We start from the raw sequence: 21,725 nt of genomic DNA, 5'->3' as shown, positions 1-21,725 counted from the left end.
ATGAAATCCAGCGGCGATTGTGGCATCCCCGACAATCCCGGCTGTTCCCCCGTCCGGCTTGTCCCTCCGTGTCCCACCACCTGCTGACCCCCTTTGCCGCCGCCAGCGCCCCCGAATGCCAGGCGCTGCTCCCCGGCCTGAAACTCCCCAACCTGCAGGCCCTGCTGGCCCGCCTGGCCGAGCAGCCCGCCGACCGGGGCGACGACCACCAGCTCACCCCGCCGCACGAGCGGGCCCTGGCCCGCGCGCTGGGCCTGCCGGTGGCCGACGGTCAGATTCCCTGGGCCGCTGCGCAGAGCGAAGCGCCCACCGTGCCCCAGGCCTGGTTCAGCCTCTGCCACTACCAGGTCGGCATGGAACAGGTGACCCTGCTGCCCGGCGCACAACTGGTGCTGGACGACGCCGACTCGCACGCCCTGTTCGAGGCCTTCGAGCCGCTGTGCGCCGAAGACGGCCTCACGCTGCGGCGGGAGAGCGCCACCGAGTGGCACGCCAGCGGCGAGCCGCTGCGTGGCATCGCCTGCGCCAGCCTGGACCGGGTGAGCGGGCGCATGGTGGACGCCTGGCTGGCCGAGAGCCCTGCCAACCCGGCGGGTGCGCGCCTGCTCAAGCGCCTGCAGAGCGAGGCACAGATGCTGTTCTATACCCACACGGCGCACGACACCCGCACCGCACGCGGCCTGCTGCCGGTCAACGGTTTCTGGGTGCATGGCGCGGGCGCGCTGGCCGCGCCCCCGGCGCTGGCCGAGGCGCCGGACATGCCCGATACCCTGCGCCAGGCCGCGCTGCGCGGCGACTGGGCCGGCTGGCAGCAGGCCTGGCAGGCGCTGGACGCGGGCGAGATCGCCGCGCTGCTGGCGGCCGCCCAGCGCGGCGAGCCCGTCACCCTCACCCTCTGCGGCGAACGCCACGCCCGCACCTGGACCACCGCCCCGGCGGGCGCGTTCGCGCGCCTCGGCCGTTCGATCAAGCATCTGTTCGGCACCACGCCGGTCAGCGACACCCTGAAAGACCTATGAAGATCATCACCCGCGACGTGCCACCGCGCGCCGCCTGGGCGCTGGAGCAGGCCGGCCTGCACCCGCTGCTGGCCCGCCTGTTCGCCGCCCGAGGCATCACCGCCAAGGAACAGCTGGACGACGCGTTGTCCCTGCTGATCCCGCCCACGCAGATGCTGAACGCCACCACCGCCGCGAAGCAGCTGGCCGACGCCATGGCCGCTGGCCAGCGCCTGTGCATCGTGGCCGACTACGACTGCGACGGCGCCACCGCCTGCGCCGTCGGCGTGCGCGGGTTGAAACTGCTGGGCGCCCCCATGGGCTGGGACAAGGTCGAGTACCTGGTGCCCGACCGCGTGACCGACGGCTACGGCCTCACGCCGTCGATTGCGCAGCGCGTCAAGCAGCGCGGGGCCGACTGGCTGGTGACGGTGGACAACGGCATCGCCAGCGTGGCCGGCGTGCGCGCCGCGCGCGAGGCGGGCCTGAACGTGCTGGTGACCGACCACCACCTGCCCGCCGTCATCGACGGTGCCGTGACGCTGCCGACCGACTGCACCATCGTCAACCCCAACCAGCCGGGCTGCGGCTTCGAGAGCAAGAGCATTGCGGGTGTGGGCGTGATGTTCTATGTGCTGCTGGCGCTGCGCGCCGAGCTGCGCGAACGCGGTGTGTTCGACGCAAAAACGCAGCCCAAGATCGACACGCTGCTGCCCCTTGTCGCTCTCGGCACCGTGGCCGATGTGGTCAAACTCGACGCGAACAACCGCCGCCTCGTCGCCCAGGGCCTCAAGCGTGTGCGCGCCAGCGCCATGCCGCCGGGCATGGCCGCGCTGTTCGCCGTGGCCGCGCGCCAACCGGCCAAGGCCAGCGCCTTCGACTTCGGCTTTGCGCTGGGCCCGCGCCTGAACGCCGCCGGCCGCCTGGCCGACATGACGCTGGGCATCGAATGCCTGCTGACCGACGACCCCGGTCGCGCCGACGAACTGGCGCGCACGCTGGACGGCATCAACCGCGAGCGCAAGACGATTGAAGGCGAGATGCGCGAGCAGGCGCTGATGATCGTGGAGGAGCTGTTCGACGAGAGCGAGGAGCCGCCACCGGCCATCACCGTGTTCGATCCCGACTTCCACGAGGGCGTGGTCGGCATCGTGGCCTCGCGCCTGAAGGACAAGCTGCACCGCCCGACTTTTGTGTTCGCGGCCAGCGGCGCCGAGGGCAAGGAGCACGAGCTCAAGGGCTCGGGCCGCTCGATTCCGGGCTTCCACCTGCGCGATGCGCTCGACCTGGTGGCCAAGCGCCACCCTGGTGTGCTGCTGCGTTTCGGCGGCCACGCCATGGCCGCCGGCTGCACGATTGACGAAGAACACATCGACACCTTCGAGCAAGCCTTTGCACAGGTGGCCCACGAGTGGCTGGACGCGGCCACGCTGCAGCGCCGGCTGGAAGCCGATGGCGTGCTCGACAGGCAGTACCGGCGTCCGGACCTGGTGGACACGCTGCACGCCGAGGTCTGGGGCCAGGGTTTTGCCCCGCCGGTGTTCTGCGAGGAGGTGCAGGTGGTGAGCCAGCGGCTGGTGGGCGAGAAGCACCTGTCGGTGAAGCTCAAGCACCAGGGCGACCAGGTCGACGGGATCTGGTTCGGTCACACGGAACCGCTGCCGTCGACGGTGAAGATTGCGTTCCGGCTGGATGCGGACGAGTGGCAGGGGCAGCGGCGGGTCCGGTTTTTGATCGAGGCGGCGGAGGTCTGAGGTCCTTTCACGCCGGCACTTGGGCGTTGCTGGGGAGGGCGGCCGGCACTGTTCCGCTCATGTCCCCCGACGGCCTTCGGCCGTCTCCTCCTTTACTTCGCTGCACAGCACCGGCCACCCTCCCCAGCCCGTGACATGGTCTGCGCTCCCCGACTGGCTCCCGCCAGGAGGTCAGCGGTGGCTGGGGTGACCGGCGCAGCGAAGTAAAGGAGGAGGATCGGGCACGGCCCGATCCGGGGGACATGAGCGGAGCCGGTCACCCGAGTCGCCGCAGACCGGAGCTCCGTCAACGCCAACAAAGCGGCGAACGGAAAGTCAGCCGACCAGCGACTCCCGCACCGCCGCCAGCTGACGGCGCGACACCGCCAGGCGCTCGTCGCAGCCATCGAGGCGCACGGTCCAGCCCTCGCCCTCGACCGGATCGTTGTGCTTCTCCACCGCCCGCACACAGCGCCGCGCCACCAGCGCGTTGCGGTGCACGCGCACGAACAGGTGGGCGTACTTCTGCTCCAGATCGCTCAGCGCGCCGTCGTAGATGTGCTCCTTCTCAGCCGTGCGCACGGTGATGTACTTCAGCTCGGCCTTCAGGTAGATCACCTCCGACAGCGCCACCCGCTCGCTGCGGCCCCGCTCCTGGATCAGCAGGCTCTCGGTTCCCCCGCCCACCTCCGACGGCTCCGCCGTCATCAGCCGCTGCACCTTCTGCAGGGCCTGCTGCAGGCGTTCCAGGCGCACCGGCTTGGTCAGGTAGTCGACCGCCTCCAGCTCGAAGGCATGCACCGCGTGTTCGGCGTGCGCGGTCACGAACACCACCCGGGGCGGGGCGGCCATCGAGCGCAGGTTCTCCGCCAGTGCCATGCCGTCCACGCCCGGCATGTGAATGTCCAGCAGCAGCAGGTCGCAGGGCGCGCGCTGGATCTGGTCCATCGCCTGCACCGCGTTGCCAGCCTCGCCGACCACCTCGGCGCGCGGATCGGTGCAGTCGCCCAGCAGCGTGCGCAGCCGCGACCGCGCCAGCGCTTCGTCGTCCACGATCAGTACCTTGAGTGCCATGTCACGCTCCGTTGATCCCTGCGTCCAGACTGTCTTATATCGGTATTTCGAGTCGAACCTGGTACACGCCATTCACCAGCGCCGACTGGAACCGGCCCTCGACATCGTGCAGCAGCGCGAGCCGCTGGCGCACATTGTCCTGCGCCAGCCCGTGCCCCGGCGGGCCGCTGCCGGCGGGCACGGTGTTCGTCACCTTGATGACCACCATGCCACCGCGGCGCTTGGTGGTGATGCGCACGGTGGCCCCGGTCGGGCTGGGTTCGACGCCGTGCTTGACCGCATTCTCGACCAGCGGCTGCAGGATCAGTGGTGGCAGCTTCGCGCCGGCCGCTTTCGGGTCCAGGTTCCATTCCAGCCGCAGGCGCTCGCCAAAGCGCACCTGCTCGATCGCCAGGTAGTGCTCGGCCAGCGCCAGCTCCTGCGCCAGCGGCACCGCCTCCTGCGAATCTGCCAGGGCGTGGCGGAACAGCTCGCTCAGGTCTTCCAGCAGGGCCTCGGCCTTGGCGGGTTCGGCGCGCACCAGCGCGATCGCGCTGTTGAGCGTGTTGAAGAGAAAGTGCGGGCGGATGCGCGCCTGCAGCTCGGCCAGGCGCGCCGTGGTGCCGGCCGGGGCCTTGGCCCGCAGGCGCCAGACCAGGCCCGCCACGACCACGGTCGCGACCAGCGCGCCACTGGCGGCGCTGGCCAACCAAGGGGCCGGAGACACCAGACCGGCCCAGACCAGCATGCCGCAACCATAGATCGCCGACACCGCGCCCAGGCCGATGCCCGCCGCCCACTGGGCCGGCATGGGCAGGCGCGCCAGTTGCCGCTTGAGGCCGCAGGTCACCAGCAGCCAGATCAGCACCGAGGGCAGCGTGGCCGCGGTCAGCACCGCCAGCGTCTCCAGCCAGCCCACCACACTCTGCGCGCCATACAGCGCCGCCACCCAGGCGATCGCCTGTACGAACAGCACCACGCGCAGCACCACGCCCAGTTGACAGGTGTCGTACACCAGTTCGACGTCGCGCCGGTGCTCGGGCATCTGCGACAGCGGCAGCGCGCCCATGGTCGACGACAGGTCCTGGAAGCTCGATAAAATTCGGGAGTCCCGCATGGCTCGCACTATAGGTTGTCGCCGTCAGACCGCATGGTCCACAGCGCCCGGGACCATTCCTCCAGGCGCACGCGCCGCCCTCCGATCCTTTCTCTCGCCGCTGGCACCACCATGTCCACCAACCAACTCGACAAGAAATCCGAAGCCTGGTCCGCCCTATTCTCGGAGCCCATGAGCGAGCTGGTCAAGCGCTACACCGCCAGCGTGTTCTTCGACAAGCGCCTCTGGCTGGCCGACATCACCGGCAGTCTGGCCCACGCCGAGATGCTGGCCGCACAGAACATCATCGGTGCCAGCGACCTGGCCGACATCCAGCGCGGAATGGCGCAGATCCGCTCGGAAATCGAGGCCGGCAGCTTCGAGTGGAAGCTGGACCTGGAAGACGTGCACCTGAACATCGAGGCGCGCCTGACGCAACTGGTGGGCGACGCCGGCAAGCGCCTGCACACCGGCCGCAGCCGCAACGACCAGGTGGCCACCGACGTGCGCCTGTGGCTTCGCGACGAGATCGACCTGATTTCGGATCTGCTGAAAGAACTTCAGGTCGCGCTGGTGGATGTGGCGGAGAAGAACGTCGAGGTGATCCTGCCGGGCTTCACCCATCTGCAGGTGGCCCAGCCGGTGAGCTTTGCGCACCACCTGCTGGCCTATGTGGAGATGTTCAGCCGCGATGCCGAGCGCATGGCCGACGTGCGCCGCCGCACCAACCGCCTGCCGCTGGGCAGCGCCGCGCTGGCCGGCACCACCTACCCGCTCGACCGCGAGCGCGTCGCGAAGACGCTGGGCATGGAGGGCGTCTGCCAGAACAGCCTGGACGGCGTGAGCGACCGCGACTTTGCGATTGAATTCACTGCGGCGGCCAGCCTGTGCATGGTGCACATCAGCCGCTTCTCGGAAGAGCTGATCCTCTGGATGAGCCAGAACTTCGGCTTCGTGAAGATCGCCGACCGCTTCACCACTGGCTCGTCCATCATGCCGCAGAAGAAGAACCCCGACGTGCCAGAGCTCGCGCGCGGCAAGACCGGCCGCGTGGTCGGTCACCTGATGGGCCTGATCACCCTGATGAAGGGTCAGCCCCTGGCCTACAACAAGGACAACCAGGAAGACAAAGAACCGCTGTTCGACACGGTCGACACGCTCAAGGACACGCTGCGCATCTTCTGCGAGATGGTGGGTGGTCAGCTGAACCCGGCCACGGGGCAGAAAGAAGGCGGCATCACCGTCAACGCCGCCGCCATGGAGGCCGCCGCCAACAAGGGCTATGCCACCGCGACCGACCTGGCCGACTACCTGGTCAAGAAGGGCCTGCCCTTCCGAGATGCGCACGAAACCGTGGCCCACGCCGTCAAGGCCGCCACCAGCCACAACTGCGATCTGTCCGAACTGCCGCTGGCGGTGCTGCAGGGCTTCAATGCGTCAATCGAGAAAGACGTCTACGAATGCCTGAGCCTGCGCGGCAGCCTGAACGCCCGCAACACCCTGGGCGGCACCGCGCCGGCCCAAGTCAAGGCGCAGATCGCGCGCCACCACACCCGCCTCGCCTGACAGCGGTCAGCCGGCCAGTTTCCTCAAGACTGGCGCACAGATGCCGATCTGAGGGGGTGAACAAGTCCGTGGCCCACGGACGCTCATCCCTGAACGGAGGTTGTCTTGTCCCTGCTCATGTACTGGATGGCCGGTGTGCTGGCGCTGGCCCTGGCCTGGTGGTTCTTCCGCCGCCCACCGGTGAAAGCGGCGCCCGCACGACCCATCGCTGCACAGCACAGCAATGCCCCCGCGCTGCGCGCCGCCGCCCCGGCACCCTCGCCCGCCGCCCGTGAAACCACCCTGCCGCCGGCCGAAGCCATGCCGGCGGAACTCGCTGGATTCCGCTGGCTGCGGGAACAGGACATCGACCCCGCACGCCGCGACGCCCTGCTGGCTGCCTTCCGCGGCATCCCGCGCCCCCCGCGTTCGATGCAGAAGCTGCTGTCGCCGGATTTCGTGGCCAAGGCCGGTTCGGCCGAGCTCAGCGAACTGGTGATGGGCGAGCCGCTGATCGCCGCCAAGGTGCTTTCAACGGTGAACTCGCCGATGTATGGGCTGCGAACGCCCGTGACCAACATCGGCCATGCGGTGACCTTCCTGGGCATGAACACCGTGCGCAGCATCTGCCTGCAGTACATGCTGGCCGAGGCCTTCAAGCCCAAGCTGGCCGAGGCGCAGCGCTGCTTCGACGCCATCTGGCAGGCCAGCGCCATCGCCAGCGAACTCTGCGTGCGGCTGGGCAAGGCGCTCAACCTGCCCGATGTGGGCAACCTCTCCACCCAGGTCGTGCTCAGCTTCGTGGGGCAACTGGCGGCCGCATCCCTGATTCCCGCCTCGCGCCTGGAGCCGTGGCACCACCAGAACCGGTTGCAGCGCGCCCACACCGAGCAGGAACTGCTGGGCCTGAACGCCAGCGAAATCGGCAGCCTGCTGATGAAGTCCTGGGAGCTGCCCGAGAGCCTGATCGACGAGGTCTGCGGCGTCGGCCGCCAGCTGGCGACGCCTTTCATGGTCACCGACCGCGCCCGGGCACCGCGGTTTGCGCTGGGCTATCTCTGCGCCCGACTGGGCGAGCACTTTGCGCTGGGAGAGCTCGACAGCCTCGAAGGCTACGACCCGGCGCTGGACATTGCCGCCGACACCCACCACCTGCGCGCCAGCCTGGCCCACCCCGCCCTGGCCCGGCTCGATCAGGCGCTGGCCGCGCCCGAACTGCAGGCCGCGCTGGACCAGATGATGGGCCGCGCCACCGCCGAGGCTTGACCCCGGTCAAGCGCCCGGGCAGCGGTTTGCAGCTACAGTGGCACCCCATGGAAGCGACCACCACCCCCGAAGCCCCCGCCCAGGCCACCACCGGGCTGGACTGGACCCCGCAGCTGCAGACCGGCGACGGCCGCATGGACGACACCCATGAAGAGTTCGTGGAGATGCTCAACCGGCTGCTGGCCACCCCGCAAGACCAGCAACTGCCGCTCTACCTCGAGTTCATCGAGCACACCAAGGAGCACTTCGCCCAGGAAGAGCGCTGGATGGTGGCCACCGGCTTCGCGCCCGACAACTGCCACGCCGGCCACCACGCCACCATCATGGAAACGCTGCACGCCGTGGTGGAGCACTACGAAAAAGACGACAAGGAAATCATCACACGCCTGGCCGAGGCGCTGGTCGAGTGGTTCCCGCAGCACGCCGCTACCATGGACGCCGGCCTGGCGCTGCACATGAAGGACGTGGGCTTCGACTCCCGCACCGAAACCCTGGCCGACCCGAGCCGGGTGCGCCCCGCCACCATGAGCGGCTGCGGCAGCGTCAGCTGCTCCTGACCGCCACCGGGCGGCTACAGTGGGTGGATGAACACACCCACCGCCGTCGCCCCGCCCGCGGGCAGCCGCATCGCCCTGCGCCTGGAGGGCGCCGACTTCCACGATGCCTGGGCCATCGACGCCGCCGACCCCTCGCTCAGCGCCCTCGGCCAGTTCCTGAAATCGGCCCGGGCGACGCCGCGCTGGGTCGATGCCTGCATGACGCTGCGCAACCGCGCGGTGCAACTGGTGGGCCTGAAGAACCTGGGCGAACTCTCCGGCATCCACCCCGCCCGCCCCGACGCCGACTACCGGCCTGGCGAGCGCGTGGGCATCTTCACCCTGTTCGAGAACACGCCCGACGAGGTGCTGCTGGGTGACCGCGACAAGCACCTGGACGTGGTGGTCTCGGTGCATTGCGCCCGCCCAGCCGGACAGCCCGTGCGTGTGACGGTCACCACCGTGGTCCACACCAAGAACCGGCTCGGACGGCTCTACATGCTGCCGGTCAGGCCCATGCACAAGCTGATCGCGCCGTCGGTGCTGCGCTCGATCGGTGCATGACGCACCACCTTCGCAGAAACCCCTCTCCATTGGTGCGTTTTTTGCTTTGACATGGTGCGATTCGCCATGCAGACCCTGTTTTGGCGCCAATCACGCACCAAAACAAGCTTTCTGCACGGAGATTCCTCATGGACGCACTCAAACAGGGCGCCGATGCCCTGTTCATCCTGCTCGGCGGGATCATGGTTCTGGCCATGCACGCCGGTTTCGCCTTTCTGGAGCTCGGCACGGTTCGCAAGAAGAACCAAGTCAACGCCCTGGTCAAGATCCTGGTCGACTTCTCGGTCTCGACCATCGCCTACTTCGTCGTCGGCTATGGCGTCGCCTACGGCACGCACTTCTTCATCGGCGCCGAAACGCTGGCCCAGAAGAACGGCTACGACCTGGTCAAGTTCTTCTTCCTGCTGACCTTTGCCGCCGCCATCCCCGCCATCATCTCGGGCGGCATTGCCGAACGCGCCAAGTTCTGGCCACAACTGATCGCAACGGCCGTCATCGTCGGATTTTTCTATCCGTTCTTCGAGGGCATCGCCTGGAATGGCCACTTCGGCGTGCAGGCCTGGATCGAGGCCACCACCGGCGCCACCTTCCACGACTTCGCCGGCTCCATCGTGGTGCACGCGGTCGGCGGGTGGATCGCGCTGCCCGCGGTCATCTTCCTGGGCGCCCGCGCCAACCGCTACCGCAAGGACGGCGGCATCTCGGCCCACCCGCCCTCGAACATCCCCTTCCTGGCACTGGGCGCCTGGATCCTCTGCGTGGGCTGGTTCGGCTTCAACGTGATGAGCGCGCAGACGCTGGACAAGATCTCGGGCCTGGTCGCGGTCAACTCGCTGATGGCCATGGTCGGCGGCACGCTGGCCGCGCTGATCGCCGGCAAGAACGACCCCGGCTTCGTGCACAACGGCCCACTGGCCGGTCTGGTGGCCGTGTGCGCGGGCTCCGACCTGATACATCCGCTGGGCGCGCTGGTGGTGGGTGCGGTGGCCGGCCTGCTGTTCGTGGTGATGTTCACCGCCACGCAGAACCGCTGGAAGATCGACGACGTGCTGGGCGTCTGGCCGCTGCACGGCCTGTGCGGCACCTGGGGCGGTATTGCTGCCGGCATCTTCGGCCAACAGGCGCTCGGCGGCCTGGGTGGCGTCAGCTTCGGTGCGCAACTGCTGGGAACCGCCATGGGCGTGACCTGGGCGTTGCTGGGCGGGACGGTGGTCTACGGGCTGCTCAAGCTCACGCTGGGCCTGCGGCTGGACCAGGAAGAGGAATACGACGGCGCAGATCTGAGCATCCACAAGATCAGCGCCACGCCAGACCGCGAAGTCAGCTGGTGAGCGCGGGCCGGGGCGGTGGCGCTCATCAGTGCGCCACCGACTTCGAGAACAGGTTGATCACCACGACGCCGGCAACGATCAGGCCCATGCCGATCAGCGCGGGCGCATCCAGCGACTGGCCGAACACCCACCAGGCAATCAACGAGATCAGCACGATGCCCACGCCGGACCAGATCGCGTAGGCCACGCCGGTCGGCACGCTGCCCAGCGTCTGCGCCAGACAGTAGAACGAGATGGCGTAGCCGATCACCGTGGCCACGCTGGGCCACAGGCGGGTGAAGCCTTGGGAGGTCTTGAGCAGGGAGGTGGCGATCACCTCGGCCAAGATGGCCGCGCCAAGGTAGAGGTAGGCGGCTTTCATGGAGGGAATTTTCCCCAACCGGAACCCCGCAGCCCGGACCACCATGACCCTGACCGCAGGGTCCGCCCGGCGCTTGTCCTACAGTGCACGGATGCCCAGGGATCGACTCAACGTCCTCTTCGTCTGCAGCCGCAACCAGTGGCGCAGCCCCACAGCCGAGCAGGTCTGGCGGCGGCATCCGCTGCTCAACGTGCGCTCGGGTGGCACCAGCCCCAGTGCGCGCCACACGGTCTCGGACACCGACATCGACTGGGCCGACGTGGTGATCGTGATGGAACAGAAACACAAGTCGCGGCTCGTCGCGGAGTTCGGTGACCTTCTGGCTGACAAGCCAGTTCACGTGCTCGACATCCCCGACGAGTACAAGTACATGGACCCCGAGCTGGTCGAGCTGCTGGAGCAGTCGGTCGGCAGCCTTCTGAACATCGAATGACCCATCCCGCCAAAGCCACCCCCCGCGAATGGTGGGGGCTGGCCGTCATCGCCCTGCCCTGTCTGGTCTATGCCATGGACCTGACGGTGCTCAACCTCGCGGTGCCGGCGCTCAGCCGGGCGCTGGCGCCCAGCGCCTCGCAGCTGCTGTGGATCATCGACATCTACGGCTTTCTCGTGGCCGGCTTCCTCATCACCATGGGCACGCTGGGCGACCGCATCGGGCGCCGCCGTCTGCTGCTGACCGGCGCGGCCTTCTTTGCCTTGGCCTCGGTGCTGGCGGCGTTCGCGCGCACGCCGGCCGAGCTGATCGTGCTGCGCGCGCTGCTGGGCATTGCCGGCGCGACGCTGGCGCCGTCCACGCTCTCGCTGATCCGCAACATGTTCCACGACGAGACGCAGCGCCAGTTCGCCATCGGCGTGTGGATCACCGCGTTCTCAGTCGGCAGCGCCATCGGCCCGCTGGTGGGCGGCTGGCTGCTGGAGCACTTCTGGTGGGGCTCGGTGTTCCTGCCCGCGGTGCCGGTGATGGTGTTGCTGCTGGTGCTGGGGCCGCGCCTCTTGCCCGAATACCGCGACGAGAATGCCGGCCGCATCGACGCGCCGAGCGTGCTGCTCTCGCTGACGGCTGTCCTAGCCACCATCTACGCCATCAAGGCCATGGCCGAAGCCGGCCCCAGCGCGGCGCGGCTGGCGCTGCTGGCCGCGGGCGTGGCGGTGGGCTGGGTGTTCGTGCGGCGCCAGCGCGTCATCGACTACCCGCTGCTGGAACTGCGGCTGTTCGCCATCCCCACCTTCCGCACCGCCATCGTGGCCTACGCGCTGTCGTGCCTCGCGATGTTCGGTGTCTACATCTTCATCGCGCAGTACCTGCAGATGGTGCTGATGCTCACGCCCCTGCAGGCCGGCTGGGCCACCGTGCCCTGGGCGGGTGGCTTCGTGTTCGGCTCGATGGTGCTGGCGCCGCGCATGGCCGCACGCTACGGGCCCGGCCCGGTGCTGGTGTGGGGCCTCGCGTCGGCCGCCGTGGGCATGGGGTTGATGGTGGCGGCCGACGGCCCGTGGGCGCTGTGGGTGCTGGTGGCCGGCATGGTGGTGGTCAGCCTGGGCATGGCGCCGGTGTTCGCGGTGGGCACCGAACAGATCATCACCTCGGCACCGCCCGAGCGCGCGGGCGCGGCCTCGTCCATCGCCGAAACGGCATCGGAGTTCAGTGGTGCACTGGGCATCGCGCTGTTCGGCAGCGCGGGCACGCTCATCTACCGCCACCAGCTGGGCGGCGCGGGGTTGGCCGATGTGCCGGCGCAGGCGCAAAGCACGCTCGGTGGCGCCCTGGAAGCCGCGAACCGGCTGCCACCGGACATGGCCCAGACGCTGGTGAGCGCCGCGCAGGCTGCGTTCACCGACGCGCTGCAGTTCACCGCGCTGGCCAGCAGCGTGCTGGTGCTGCTCGCCAGTGTGCTGGCCGCGCGGATGCTGCGGCGGCCGTAGCCGCCCCGCGGGTCACACCATTGTGTTGACCTGCGTGCCCACCGGGCCGCTGCCCGCCAGCGGCAGGTTGCCGGCCACCCCATTGAGCAGCGCGGCCGCGGCCGACTCCTGCGTCTGCATGGCCTCCTTGAGCACCGCGATCTGCACCTGCTGCTCGGCCGCGCCACGGCGCGTCTGGGCCACGCGGTCCACGACCAGGGCGGGAGAAACGGACATGTCCATGGGAAATCCTTTGAAGCTGTTCAGCCTGTATCGGCCGGTGGGCCGGGCGGCTTGAACTGGCGGCGCTGCTGGCCCCGGTGCGCCGCTTGCCTCACTGGTAACAAAACGAACAAAATGGCCGCAGAGCCATTCCGGCCAGACCACACGCACCGCCCGGGGAGGGAGCGACATGACAGCAGAGGCACCGCCGCGCCGGTTTCACATCCGCGTTGACCGCGAACTCACGAACCCGCAGGTGCTCAGCCTGCTGGACGAACACCTGGCCGGCATGCGCGCCGCTTCACCGCCCGAATGTGTGTTCGCGCTCGACCTGAACGGCCTTCGCCGGCCCGAGATCACCTTCCTCACCGCCTGGCGCCTGCCAGCGGACGCCCAGCCGGGGGACGAAGGCGAACTGCTCGCCATGGGCGCCCTCAAGGAACTGACGCCCACCACCGCCACCGAAGGCGGGCACGGCGAACTCAAGTCCATGCGCACCAGTGCGCGCCACCTGCGCCAGGGCGCCGCGCAGGCCATCCTCACCGAGTTGCTGACCCTCGCCCGCGAGCGCGGCGTATGCGTCCGGCCAACCCATCTTGCGCATGATAGGAGTTGATGGTCAGCACGCCAGCGGTGCGTGCGCGCTGCCATCAGGCCGGCCGAACGGGCCTTGTCGTGGCCGGCGGTGTGCATCATGGGCAGCAGCAGGGCGGCCAGCGCCGCGGCGTCGGCCACGGCCGAGCCCGAGAGCGAGGCCATGATGACCGCGGCCATGATGGCCACGTAGCCCAGGCCACCGCGCACGTGGCCCACCAGCGCCATGGCGAAGGCCACGATGCGCTTGGACAGGCCCCCGGCGTTCATGATCTCGCCGGCCAGCATGAAGAAGGGCACGGCCAGCAGGGGGAAGCTGTTGGCGCCTTCGATCAGGTTCTGCGCCAGGATCTGCGCGTCGAACATGTTCAGGTGCCACATCAGCGCGGCGCCGCACAGCAGCAGCGAGAACGAGATCGGCACGCCGATCATCATGGCGGCGATGAGGGAGCTCAGGAAGATCGCAATGGTCATGGGAAGGTCTCCTGGCGCTGATCAGGGGTGCGGGTCGCCGTGCGGCATGTCGTCGGACTCGCGGATGCCGATCAGCTCGCTGTCGGGCATCTGACCGGTGACCAGGCGCACCAGGTTCAGCAGCAGGATGGGGGCGGCCAGCACGGCGAAGACCACGCCGCTGGCGTAGAAGTAGCCCATGGAGGTTTCCATGACGGCGCTGGTGGACTCCCAGTTGATCTTGGTCTGCTCCAGCGAGCCCTTGAAGACCAGCCAGCAGATGAACAGCATCAGCAGCAGCGACAGGCCCAGGCAGAACTTCTGCCCGGCCACCGGCAGGCGCGAGATCAGCGAGTCGGTGCCCAGGTGGCCGCGCTCGTTGATGGCGACCACGGCACCCAGGAAGGTCATCCACACGAACAGCCAGCGCGAAAGCTCTTCCGAGAGGGTGATGCCGGAGTTGAAGCCGTAGCGCATGACCACGTTGCCGAACACCATGACCACCATCGCCGCGAGCGACAGGACCATGAGCACGGCCAGCAGCCGGCAGTAGCCGTTGATGAGTTTCTGGACCAAGGAGTGTCTCCGAATCGTTGAGGTTCGTAATGTACGAACTGGTTAGTTTTTCAGATATCAGGAGTTTCCCTAAACCCCCGGCCGCAGTGGCTTACTTTTTGACGAAGCGCGTGACCATCTCGACGATCGACGCGCGGCGGTGCGTGGCGATCGTGGGCGAGGTGAAGTCGCGCTTGAAGATCAGGCCGAAGGTGTGGCGGTTGGAGACGTTGAAGAACGACAGCGCGGAGATCGAGGCGTGGATGTCGACCGGGTCCAGGCCGGGGCGGAAGATGCCTTGTTCGACGCCGCGGGCGTAGAGCTTCTCGATGGCCGAGATGGCCTTGAGGTTGAGCGCCTGGATGCTCTTGCTCTGGGCCAGGAACTGGCCGCGGTTGATGTTCTCCGACATCACCATGCGGATGTAGGGCTCGTTGCCCGCGTGGTGGTCGAAGGTGAACTCGACCAGCCGGCGCAGCGCGGATTCGGGGTCGAGGTCGTCGAGATTGAGCTCGCTCTCGGTGGTGCGCACCCGCCGGTAGGCCTCTTCCAGGGCGGCCAGGTACAGGCCTTCCTTGCTCTGGAAGTAGTAATAGATCATGCGCTTGGAGGTGTGCGTCTCGTCGGCGATCTGATCGATGCGCGCGCCCGCCAGTCCCTTCTCGGCGAACTCGTTCATGGCCACCTCCAGGATGTTGGCCATGGTGCGTTCGGGGTCGTTGGTGCGGGTGGTGGCCTTGGCCTCGTGGGCCTTGCCGCGAACCACCTGCCTCCGGGAATGTACTGGTTCGTTCATTCCGGCAGTATAGGGTCAGGTGGCTCATCTGGTGACTTCGGTGTGTGTTCCGGTCAGACCAGCGGCACGGTCAGCAGGTCGATGACGGCGCGCGTGTCGGGGCGCACGCCACGCCACCAGGCGAAGGCCTCGGCGGCCTGCTCCACCAGCATGCCGACGCCGTCGGCCAGCTGCTTCGTGCCGGCCTGCTGTGCCAGGCGCAGGAAGGGCGTGAGACCTTTGCCATAGGCGAGGTCGTAGGCCAGCGCGCCCGGTGCGAACACCGTGGCCGGCACCGGCGGCAGCTCGCCGCGCAGGCTGGCCGAGGTGGCGTTGAACACCAGGTCGAATTCCAGGCCTTCGAGGTCGCTGTAGCCACAGGCCACCACCCGGCCGTGTGCGCTCGCCGCCTCTGCCAGCGCTTCGGCTGTGGACACGGTGCGGTTGGCGATCACCAGTCCGGCTGGCCCTTCGGCCAGAAAAGGCAGCAGGGCCCCACGGGCCGCACCGCCCGCGCCCAGCACCAGCACGCGTTTGCCTTTCAGCGGGTGGCCCAGGTTGTGCACGACGTCGCGCGCAAGGCCCACGCCATCGAAGTTCTCGGCGATCACCCGCTCGCCGTCGAACCTGAGCGCATTCACCGCGCCGGCCATCTGCGCGCGCGGCGAGTGTTCGGTGGCGCAGGCAAAGGCGTCGAGCTTGAATGGGGCGGTGACGTTCATGCCCCGTCCGCCGGTAGAACGGAAGGCGTCCATGTCGGCCGCGAACTGGCCGATGCGCCCTTCGATGGCGGTGTAGACCATGTCCTGCCCGGTGGCCTCGGCGAACAGGCCGTGGATCAGCGGCGACTTGGTGTGGCCGATGGGGTTGCCGATGACGGCGTAGGCGTCTGACATGGGGTCTCCTTATTTAGAGAAGAGCACGCCGTCTGTCTGCAGCGTGGCGATGTCGGCATCGCTGTAGCCCAGCGAGCGGGCCACCTCGGCGTTGTGCTGGCCCAGGTCGGGCGCCACGCGCTGCATGGGGGCGCTGGTGTCGCAGTCCGAGAAGCGGAACGGCAGGTTGGGCAGGCGCAGCGTGCCGTAGCGCGGGTGCTGCTGCTCCAGCACCATGCCGCGCGCCTGGATCTGCGGATCGGCCAGCACCTCGTCGATGCGCTGCACCTTGGCCGAGGGCACGTCGATGCCGTCGAGCAGGGCCAGCACCTCGGCCACAGTGCGCGCCGCCACCCAGGGCTTGACCACGGCCAGGATCTCCAGGCGGTGCGTGTTGCGCCCGTTGGCGTCGTGGAAGCGCGCATCGGCACCGAAGCCGGCGGGGCCGCCGTGCTGTTCGACCAGGGCGGCAAAGCGCTTCCAGGCGTCGTCCACCTGGGCGGCGATCACGAGGTCGCCGTCCTGCGCGCGGAACACGCCGTACAGCGTGGAGGTCGGCATGTCGTGCCCGGTCTGCTGCGGCAGCACGGTGCCGCCCGAGAGCGTGTAGCACTGCACCGCGTACTCGTGCATCGAGACCAGCGTGTCGTAGAGCGCCATGTCGACGTGCTGGCCCTTGCCGCTGGTCACGCGGCCGAGCAGGGCGGCGTTGATGGCGGCCACCGCGTGGATGCCGGTGTACATGTCGCCCAGCGAGATGCGCAGCAGCGGCGGCGCCTCACCCGGCGTGCCCACCATCTGCATGATGCCGCTCTTGGCCTCGGCGATCAGGCCAAAGCCGGCGCGGTGCGCGTCGGGCCCGGTGTGGCCGTAGGCCGAGATCGAGCAGTACACCAGCCGGGGGTTGCGCGCCGACAGCTCGGCATAACCCAGCCCCAGCTTGTCCAGCGCGCCGGGGCGGTAGTTTTCGATGAACACGTCGGCGCTGTCGCACAGCTGCTGCATGAAGGCCTTGCCGCGCGGGTCCTTCATGTTCACGCTCACCCCCTGCTTGCCCATGTTGAGCTGCAGGAAGTAGCCACTCTGCTGGTCGTCGAGGATGTGGGCGTGCTGGCGGCCTGCGTCGCCGCTGCCGGGCCGTTCGACCTTGATGACCTCGGCGCCCAGCGCGGCCAGGCAGCGGCCGACGTAGGGACCGGCCAGGAAGTGGCTGTAGTCGATGACGCGGACGCCGGAGAGGGGAAGGGCCTGCATCAGAACGCTCCCGGGCGGCGCGGGATCATCAGGCGGTGTTCGCCCTTCTGGACCACCTGGCCGTGCTGGTTGATGAGTTCGCTGGGCAGCACCACGATGCCCCAACCGGGCCGGCTCTTGCTGGCGCGCAGGCCGGTGACGCTGAACTTCACGTGCAGCACGTCGTTGACCTTGATCGGCAGCAGGAAGTCCCAGGTCCAGCCCAGCGACATGCCGGGCAGGAAGCGGTAGTCGCTCTGCGTTTTCAGGCCATCGGCGATCGACAGGCCGAACAGGCCGTGCGCGACGATGCAGCCGAAGTGGCTGGCGTTGGCGTAGGCCTCGTCCACGTGCACCGGCGTGTGGTCACCGGTGAGGTCGGCGTAGGCCAGGATGCGTTCTTTGGTGACGGTGTAGGTCGGGCTGGTGCAGGTGTCGCCGTCGCGGGCGTCGTCCCAGTACTTTTCGGGTGTGGTGGGTGTGGTCATGTGGTTCAGCCCCGGGGTTGGACAGCCAGGGCAGCGGCGACGCTGCCGGGCGTGGCCTGAATCAGTTCGACCGCCAGGCCATCGGGCAGCTGCAGCCAGTTGCGCCCTTGCGGCAGGGCCTTCACGCCCCAGGGTTCGGCGGCCTTCAGGGCTGCCTCCAGGTCGTCCACCATCACGCCCAGATGGGCCAGCCAGCCGGCGTCGTTGCTCGGTGGCGCTTCGAAATCGGGCGTGGCCATCAGCTGCAGGCCGCCCAGCGTCCAGTACTGGCGCGGGTCGTCGGTCGGGCCGTCGATCTCGCGCACGTCCATGCCCAGCACCTCGTAGAAGAAGCGGATGTGCCAGTGGATGTCCCGGACGCGCACGGCCACGTGTTCGACGTAGGCGCGGGTCGGCGGTGTGAAGGGGGTGCTCATGCCAATGTCCTTTCGATGCCCTTGATGCAGGCGACCAGGGTCTGGTTGACGGGGGTGGGCACGCCGCAGCGCTGGCCCCAGCGCACCACGGCGCCGTTGATGAAGTCGATCTCGGTGACCGAGCCTTTTTCCAGGCTCTGCAGCATCGAGGTCTTGAAGTCGGCCGGCAGTCCGGCGCTGGCTTTGCGCCAGGCCTCGCGCGGGTCGGTGATGCTGAGCGTCACGCCGCTGGCGGCGGCCACGTCCATGGCCTCCTGCACCGCGGCCACCGCGGTGGCCTCGATCTCGGGAATCTCGTAGAGCGGGCCGTAGGACAGGCGCGTGATGCCGCTGAGTGCGCCGGTGGACACGTTGATCAGCAGCTTGTCCCACATGGTGCCGACGATGTTGTCGCTGACGGTAGTGGCGAGGCCCGCGGCGTTGAAGGTGGCGGCGATGCGCTGCGCGCGTTCGCTGACCGTGCCGTCGAGTTCGCCGATCAGCGTCTCTTTGCCCCTGGTGCCGCTGATGATGTGGCCCGGCGCCAGCATCACGCCGCCCACGTAGGTCTTGCCGGCCAGCACGTGCTCGCGACCCACGATGGCCGCCAGCACGTCTTCATGGCCCAGGCCGTTCTGCAGCGAGAGCACCGTGGTGTCCGCGCCGACCAGGTTGGTGGCGGACGACATGGCGGCCTCGGTGTGGAAAGACTTGACGAGCACGATCACCAGGTCCACCGGGGCCAGGCCCGCGGCGCTGGTGGCGGCGGTCACGGTGCGGACCACCTGCTCGCCGTCCGGCGTGCGCATGACCAGGCCGCGGGTGTTGATGGCGTCCACCTGGGCCGGATGGCGGTTGATCAGCACCACGCCGTTGCCGGCCTGCGCCAAGGTGCCGCCGATGGCACAACCGAGGGCGCCTGCGCCCAGAACCGCGATCTTCACTGTCGTCTCCTGTCGATGGGGGCGGATTCTGGGTGTCTCCTGCTATGTCGTCTATCGAATGGATTCAATACACTTCATTGCATTCGTCAATATGCAAGACCCATCATGAACCCGGACATTCCGCTGATCGACCTGCGGCTGCTGCGCCTGCTGGACACGCTGCACAGCACCCGCAGCGTGACCCGCACCGCCGAAGTGCTGGGCCAGAGCCAGCCCACCATCAGCATCGGGCTGGGGCGCCTGCGCGAGCAGCTGGGCGACCCGCTGTTCGTGCGCACGCCGCAGGGCATGCAGCCCACGCCGCGCACCGAGGCGCTGATCTGCACCGTGCGCGAGGTGCTCGACGGGCTGCGCCGCCTCTCCGAGGCGCAGGCGGGCTTCGACCCCGCGACGGCCCGGCGCAGCTTTCGCCTCTTCATGACGGACGCGAGCCACATCACCCTGCTGCCGCGCCTGTTCACCCACGTGCGTGCGCTTGCGCCGCAGGTGCAGCTGGAGGCGGCGGCCCTCCACCCGGGCATCGCGCAGGCGCTGGAATCGGGCGAGGCCGATCTGGCGCTGGGGCTCATCCCCCGGCTGGACGCGGGCTTCTTTCAGCAGGCGCTGTTCATCCAGGACTGGGTGTGTCTGGCCAACGCCCGGCACCCGCGCCTCCAGGGGCGCCTCACGCTGACGCAGTACCGCCGCGAGGCCCATGTGGGCATCGTCTCCGGTACTGGGCAGCTGCTGCTGGAAAAAGCCATGGCCGAGCGGGGCGTGGAGCGGCAGATCAGCCTGAAGCTGCCGGGCTTTCTGGGCCTGTCGGCCATCCTGTCCACCACCGACCTGCTGGCGACGCTGCCCCGCCACATCGGCGAGACCCTGGCCCGTTCGGCGGGGCTGCAGGTGCTGCCGTGTCCGGTGCCGATTCCCACCTTTGTGGTCAAGCAGCACTGGCATGCCCGCTTTCAGCAAGACCCGGCCAACCGCTGGTTGCGCGGGGTGTGTGCCGAGCTGTTCATGGACACCACCCGGGTGATGTCGGCCCACGACACGGAGGTGCCACGGTGAGGCAGGCCCTTCGGTGCGCCGATCCCGTGGGGCCGCTCAGGGGGCCGGGTCGGTGACGCCGAAGATGCGGCGCAGCGGGTTGAATCCGGTCACCAGCGCCGAGGCCACCAGCACCAGCGCCCCGCCGGCAAAGATGCCCGGCGACAGCGCCTCGCCCAAAAACAGGTGGCCCCACGCAACGCCGAACACCGGGATCATGAACACCGGGCTCATGGCCGCCACCGGCGTCACGTTGCGGATGATGCGCAGGTGCGCCCAGTAGGCCAGGCCCGAGGTGACGATGCCCAGCACCGCGGTGGCCGCCAGCGTGGCGCCGGTGAAGCGGGCCTCCGGCCACTGCCAGGCCGCGCCCGGCAGCACCAGCACCAGGGCCATCACGTGGATGCCCGCGGCGATGGACAGCGGCTGCATGCGCGCGGTGGCGCGCTTCATCACCGGCGTGGCCAGGCCGTAGCAGGCGGCGGCGCAGACGCAGGCCAGGGCCGCGACCAGGGTGGTGCCGTCCAGCGGCACCGGGCCCAGCCGCACGATCAGGCCGACCCCGATGAAGCCGATCAGGCAGCCCAGCAGCTTGCGGGCGGTCAGCGTGTCTTCCTTGAACCAGGCCGAGGACAGCGTGCCGAACAGCACGGCCGTGGTGTTGAGCAGTGCGCTGTAGCCCGCCGGCAGGTACAGGCCGGCCCAGGCGTAGAGCATGAACGGCGCCGCGACGGACAGCAGCGCCATCACTGCCAGCATGCGCCACTCCTTCCAGGGCCAGGCATGGCGCAGCACCGACATCAGCAGCACCAGGGTGAGGGCGGCCAGGCCGACCCGGCCGGCGGCCAGTACCCAGGGCCCCATGACCGGCGCGGCCATGCGGATGAACATGAAGGAGGCGCCCCAGAGGGCCGAGAGTGCGACGAGCTGCGCGAAGTGGCGTGTTTTCACCGCGCCGATTGTGGGGCTGAACACTTCGCCGGGCTGTCCTGTGACCGACAGGGTGAACAGGTGTGCGTCGCGCCCGCTCCGCTACAGTGGCGGCGCAGGCCCTCCACCGACGGTCGTCCTTCACAGGTCACACCATGCCGCTCGCCCTCTACGGTCACCCCTTCTCTTCGTACACACAGAAAGCGCTCATCGCCCTGTACGAGAACGGCACAGCGTTTGAATTCCGCTGCATCGGGCCCGACACGCCCGAGCACACGGTCGACTGGTTGCGGCGCTGGCCGATCGCCCGGTTCCCGCTGCTGCTGGACGGAGAACGCCAGGTCGTCGAGACCAGCCTGATCATCGAATACCTGCAGCTGGCCCACCCCGGTCCCGTGCGCCTGCTGCCCGCCGACCCGATGGCCGCGCTGGACGTGCGCTTTCTCGACCGGTATTTCGATCTGTACGTGATGAGTGCGGTGCAGCTGGCGGTGGACACCGCGCTGCAGCGCTACCCGATGACGGTCGACAAGGGGCGGGCCATCGCCAGCGAACGGCTGGAGCGGGCCTATGCCTGGCTCGAAGGGCACCTGGCCGGCAAGACCTGGGCTGCGGGGGATGCGTTCACGCTGGCCGACTGCGCCGCAGCACCTTCGCTGTTCTACGCCGACTGGGTGCACCCGATCGCCGAGGCGCACCCGTTGCTGCGCGCCTACCGCGCGCGCCTGCTGGCACGCCCGTCGTTCGCCCGCGCGGTGGACGAAGCGCGGCCTTACAGGTCGCTCTTTCCGCTGGGTGCGCCGGACAGGGACTGAGCCTCAGCCGCGGCGCGCATGGTGCCGGCGGA

Annotated in this window: 24 protein-coding genes and 1 pseudogene; 12 read left to right on the top strand and 13 right to left on the bottom strand. The window is 68.7% G+C overall.

Annotated features, from left to right (window positions below; translation table 11 throughout):
* Positions 1-68: 68 nt before the first annotated feature.
* Both DD542_RS09185 and recJ read left to right on the top strand, forming a co-directional pair.
* Entirely contained in the window at positions 69-1,019 is a 951-nt protein-coding gene (locus DD542_RS09185; RefSeq protein ID WP_127805268.1) for a phosphoglycerate mutase, read from the top strand.
* Positions 1,016-2,752 carry a single-stranded-DNA-specific exonuclease RecJ gene (recJ, locus tag DD542_RS09180; protein ID WP_127805266.1) on the top strand — a complete coding sequence of 579 codons (1,737 nt, stop codon included), beginning with the start codon at positions 1,016-1,018 and terminating at the stop codon, positions 2,750-2,752. Before DD542_RS09185 ends, recJ begins: the two co-directional genes overlap by 4 nt.
* Before the next feature lie 315 nt (positions 2,753-3,067).
* Here the strand turns inward: recJ and DD542_RS09175 are convergent, their stop codons facing one another.
* Positions 3,068-3,805, bottom strand: a complete 738-nt coding sequence (locus tag DD542_RS09175) for a LytTR family DNA-binding domain-containing protein (protein WP_127805264.1) — start codon at positions 3,803-3,805, stop codon at positions 3,068-3,070.
* Between the two features lie 34 nt (positions 3,806-3,839).
* Entirely contained in the window at positions 3,840-4,853 is a 1,014-nt protein-coding gene (locus DD542_RS09170) for a histidine kinase (RefSeq protein WP_241559784.1), read from the bottom strand.
* Positions 4,854-5,012: 159 nt separating this feature from the next.
* Between DD542_RS09170 and argH the strand changes: the two genes are divergently transcribed.
* From argH to DD542_RS09145, 5 genes are all read left to right on the top strand, one after another.
* On the top strand, positions 5,013-6,446 hold the full coding sequence (gene argH, locus DD542_RS09165; protein ID WP_127805262.1) for an argininosuccinate lyase: 1,434 nt from the start codon (positions 5,013-5,015) through the stop codon (positions 6,444-6,446).
* A 105-nt stretch (positions 6,447-6,551) separates the two neighbouring features.
* Positions 6,552-7,691 (top strand): HDOD domain-containing protein, encoded by a 1,140-nt coding sequence (locus tag DD542_RS09160; protein WP_127805260.1) that lies wholly within the window; start codon positions 6,552-6,554, stop codon positions 7,689-7,691.
* Positions 7,692-7,738: 47 nt separating this feature from the next.
* A complete protein-coding gene (locus tag DD542_RS09155) occupies positions 7,739-8,248 on the top strand; it encodes a hemerythrin domain-containing protein (protein ID WP_066153128.1) in 510 nt (169 codons plus the stop codon).
* Positions 8,249-8,275: 27 nt separating this feature from the next.
* On the top strand, positions 8,276-8,791 hold the full coding sequence (locus DD542_RS09150; protein ID WP_127805257.1) for a DUF2867 domain-containing protein: 516 nt from the start codon (positions 8,276-8,278) through the stop codon (positions 8,789-8,791).
* Positions 8,792-8,919: 128 nt separating this feature from the next.
* Positions 8,920-10,122 (top strand): ammonium transporter, encoded by a 1,203-nt coding sequence (locus tag DD542_RS09145; RefSeq protein ID WP_127805255.1) that lies wholly within the window; start codon positions 8,920-8,922, stop codon positions 10,120-10,122.
* 25 nt (positions 10,123-10,147) lie between these two features.
* On the opposite strand, the gene DD542_RS09140 is transcribed toward DD542_RS09145, so the two are convergent.
* On the bottom strand, positions 10,148-10,483 hold the full coding sequence (locus DD542_RS09140) for an EmrE family multidrug efflux SMR transporter (RefSeq protein WP_127805253.1): 336 nt from the start codon (positions 10,481-10,483) through the stop codon (positions 10,148-10,150).
* A 91-nt stretch (positions 10,484-10,574) separates the two neighbouring features.
* Here DD542_RS09140 and DD542_RS09135 point away from each other — a divergent pair, with 91 nt between their 5' ends.
* Together DD542_RS09135 and DD542_RS09130 are read left to right on the top strand one after the other, a co-directional pair.
* The gene (locus DD542_RS09135; RefSeq protein ID WP_066153115.1) at positions 10,575-10,916 is read left to right on the top strand and encodes a phosphotyrosine protein phosphatase; all 342 of its coding nucleotides are present in this window, start codon (positions 10,575-10,577) and stop codon (positions 10,914-10,916) included.
* On the top strand, positions 10,913-12,406 hold the full coding sequence (locus DD542_RS09130; RefSeq protein ID WP_127805251.1) for an MFS transporter: 1,494 nt from the start codon (positions 10,913-10,915) through the stop codon (positions 12,404-12,406). Before DD542_RS09135 ends, DD542_RS09130 begins: the two co-directional genes overlap by 4 nt.
* Before the next feature lie 12 nt (positions 12,407-12,418).
* Here the strand turns inward: DD542_RS09130 and DD542_RS23560 are convergent, their stop codons facing one another.
* Positions 12,419-12,622 carry a putative motility protein gene (locus DD542_RS23560; RefSeq protein ID WP_164868373.1) on the bottom strand — a complete coding sequence of 68 codons (204 nt, stop codon included), beginning with the start codon at positions 12,620-12,622 and terminating at the stop codon, positions 12,419-12,421.
* Positions 12,623-12,797: 175 nt separating this feature from the next.
* Here DD542_RS23560 and DD542_RS24285 point away from each other — a divergent pair, with 175 nt between their 5' ends.
* On the top strand, positions 12,798-13,223 hold the full coding sequence (locus DD542_RS24285; protein WP_127807340.1) for a GNAT family N-acetyltransferase: 426 nt from the start codon (positions 12,798-12,800) through the stop codon (positions 13,221-13,223).
* 26 nt (positions 13,224-13,249) lie between these two features.
* Here DD542_RS24285 and DD542_RS09115 read toward each other — a convergent pair.
* The 8 genes and pseudogenes from DD542_RS09115 to DD542_RS09080 form a co-directional block, all read right to left on the bottom strand.
* A pseudogene (locus DD542_RS09115) lies at positions 13,250-13,675 on the bottom strand (TRAP transporter large permease subunit); the annotation flags it as partial.
* Between the two features lie 21 nt (positions 13,676-13,696).
* Positions 13,697-14,230, bottom strand: a complete 534-nt coding sequence (locus DD542_RS09110) for a TRAP transporter small permease (RefSeq protein WP_179130023.1) — start codon at positions 14,228-14,230, stop codon at positions 13,697-13,699.
* 91 nt (positions 14,231-14,321) lie between these two features.
* The gene (locus DD542_RS09105; protein ID WP_066158198.1) at positions 14,322-15,005 is read right to left on the bottom strand and encodes a TetR/AcrR family transcriptional regulator; all 684 of its coding nucleotides are present in this window, start codon (positions 15,003-15,005) and stop codon (positions 14,322-14,324) included.
* A 53-nt stretch (positions 15,006-15,058) separates the two neighbouring features.
* Positions 15,059-15,880: a shikimate dehydrogenase gene (gene aroE / locus DD542_RS09100; protein WP_066158200.1), complete on the bottom strand. Its 822-nt coding sequence runs from the start codon at positions 15,878-15,880 to the stop codon at positions 15,059-15,061.
* A gap of 9 nt (positions 15,881-15,889) precedes the next feature.
* Positions 15,890-17,113 carry a CoA transferase gene (locus DD542_RS09095; RefSeq protein ID WP_206610787.1) on the bottom strand — a complete coding sequence of 408 codons (1,224 nt, stop codon included), beginning with the start codon at positions 17,111-17,113 and terminating at the stop codon, positions 15,890-15,892.
* Positions 17,113-17,580: a MaoC family dehydratase gene (locus DD542_RS09090; protein ID WP_127805247.1), complete on the bottom strand. Its 468-nt coding sequence runs from the start codon at positions 17,578-17,580 to the stop codon at positions 17,113-17,115. Before DD542_RS09090 ends, DD542_RS09095 begins: the two co-directional genes overlap by 1 nt.
* Before the next feature lie 5 nt (positions 17,581-17,585).
* Positions 17,586-17,996: a VOC family protein gene (locus DD542_RS09085; RefSeq protein WP_127805245.1), complete on the bottom strand. Its 411-nt coding sequence runs from the start codon at positions 17,994-17,996 to the stop codon at positions 17,586-17,588.
* The gene (locus DD542_RS09080) at positions 17,993-18,919 is read right to left on the bottom strand and encodes a ketopantoate reductase family protein (RefSeq protein WP_127805243.1); all 927 of its coding nucleotides are present in this window, start codon (positions 18,917-18,919) and stop codon (positions 17,993-17,995) included. The genes DD542_RS09085 and DD542_RS09080 overlap by 4 nt, the downstream gene beginning before the upstream one ends.
* A 105-nt stretch (positions 18,920-19,024) precedes the next feature.
* Between DD542_RS09080 and DD542_RS09075 the strand changes: the two genes are divergently transcribed.
* Positions 19,025-19,969 carry a LysR family transcriptional regulator gene (locus DD542_RS09075; RefSeq protein WP_127805241.1) on the top strand — a complete coding sequence of 315 codons (945 nt, stop codon included), beginning with the start codon at positions 19,025-19,027 and terminating at the stop codon, positions 19,967-19,969.
* A 36-nt stretch (positions 19,970-20,005) separates the two neighbouring features.
* Here DD542_RS09075 and DD542_RS09070 read toward each other — a convergent pair whose 3' ends face one another.
* Positions 20,006-20,899, bottom strand: a complete 894-nt coding sequence (locus DD542_RS09070; protein WP_241559733.1) for a DMT family transporter — start codon at positions 20,897-20,899, stop codon at positions 20,006-20,008.
* Positions 20,900-21,033: 134 nt separating this feature from the next.
* Here DD542_RS09070 and DD542_RS09065 point away from each other — a divergent pair, with 134 nt between their 5' ends.
* Positions 21,034-21,693 carry a glutathione S-transferase family protein gene (locus DD542_RS09065; protein ID WP_127805239.1) on the top strand — a complete coding sequence of 220 codons (660 nt, stop codon included), beginning with the start codon at positions 21,034-21,036 and terminating at the stop codon, positions 21,691-21,693.
* The last annotated feature ends 32 nt before the right edge of the window (positions 21,694-21,725 follow it).

It is taken from the genome of Hydrogenophaga sp. NH-16 (assembly GCF_004006415.1).
GTDB classification, from domain to species: domain Bacteria; phylum Pseudomonadota; class Gammaproteobacteria; order Burkholderiales; family Burkholderiaceae_C; genus Hydrogenophaga; species Hydrogenophaga pseudoflava.
The sequence above is the reverse complement of the archived record's forward strand: the minus strand, read 5'-3'. Positions and strand labels throughout refer to the sequence as shown.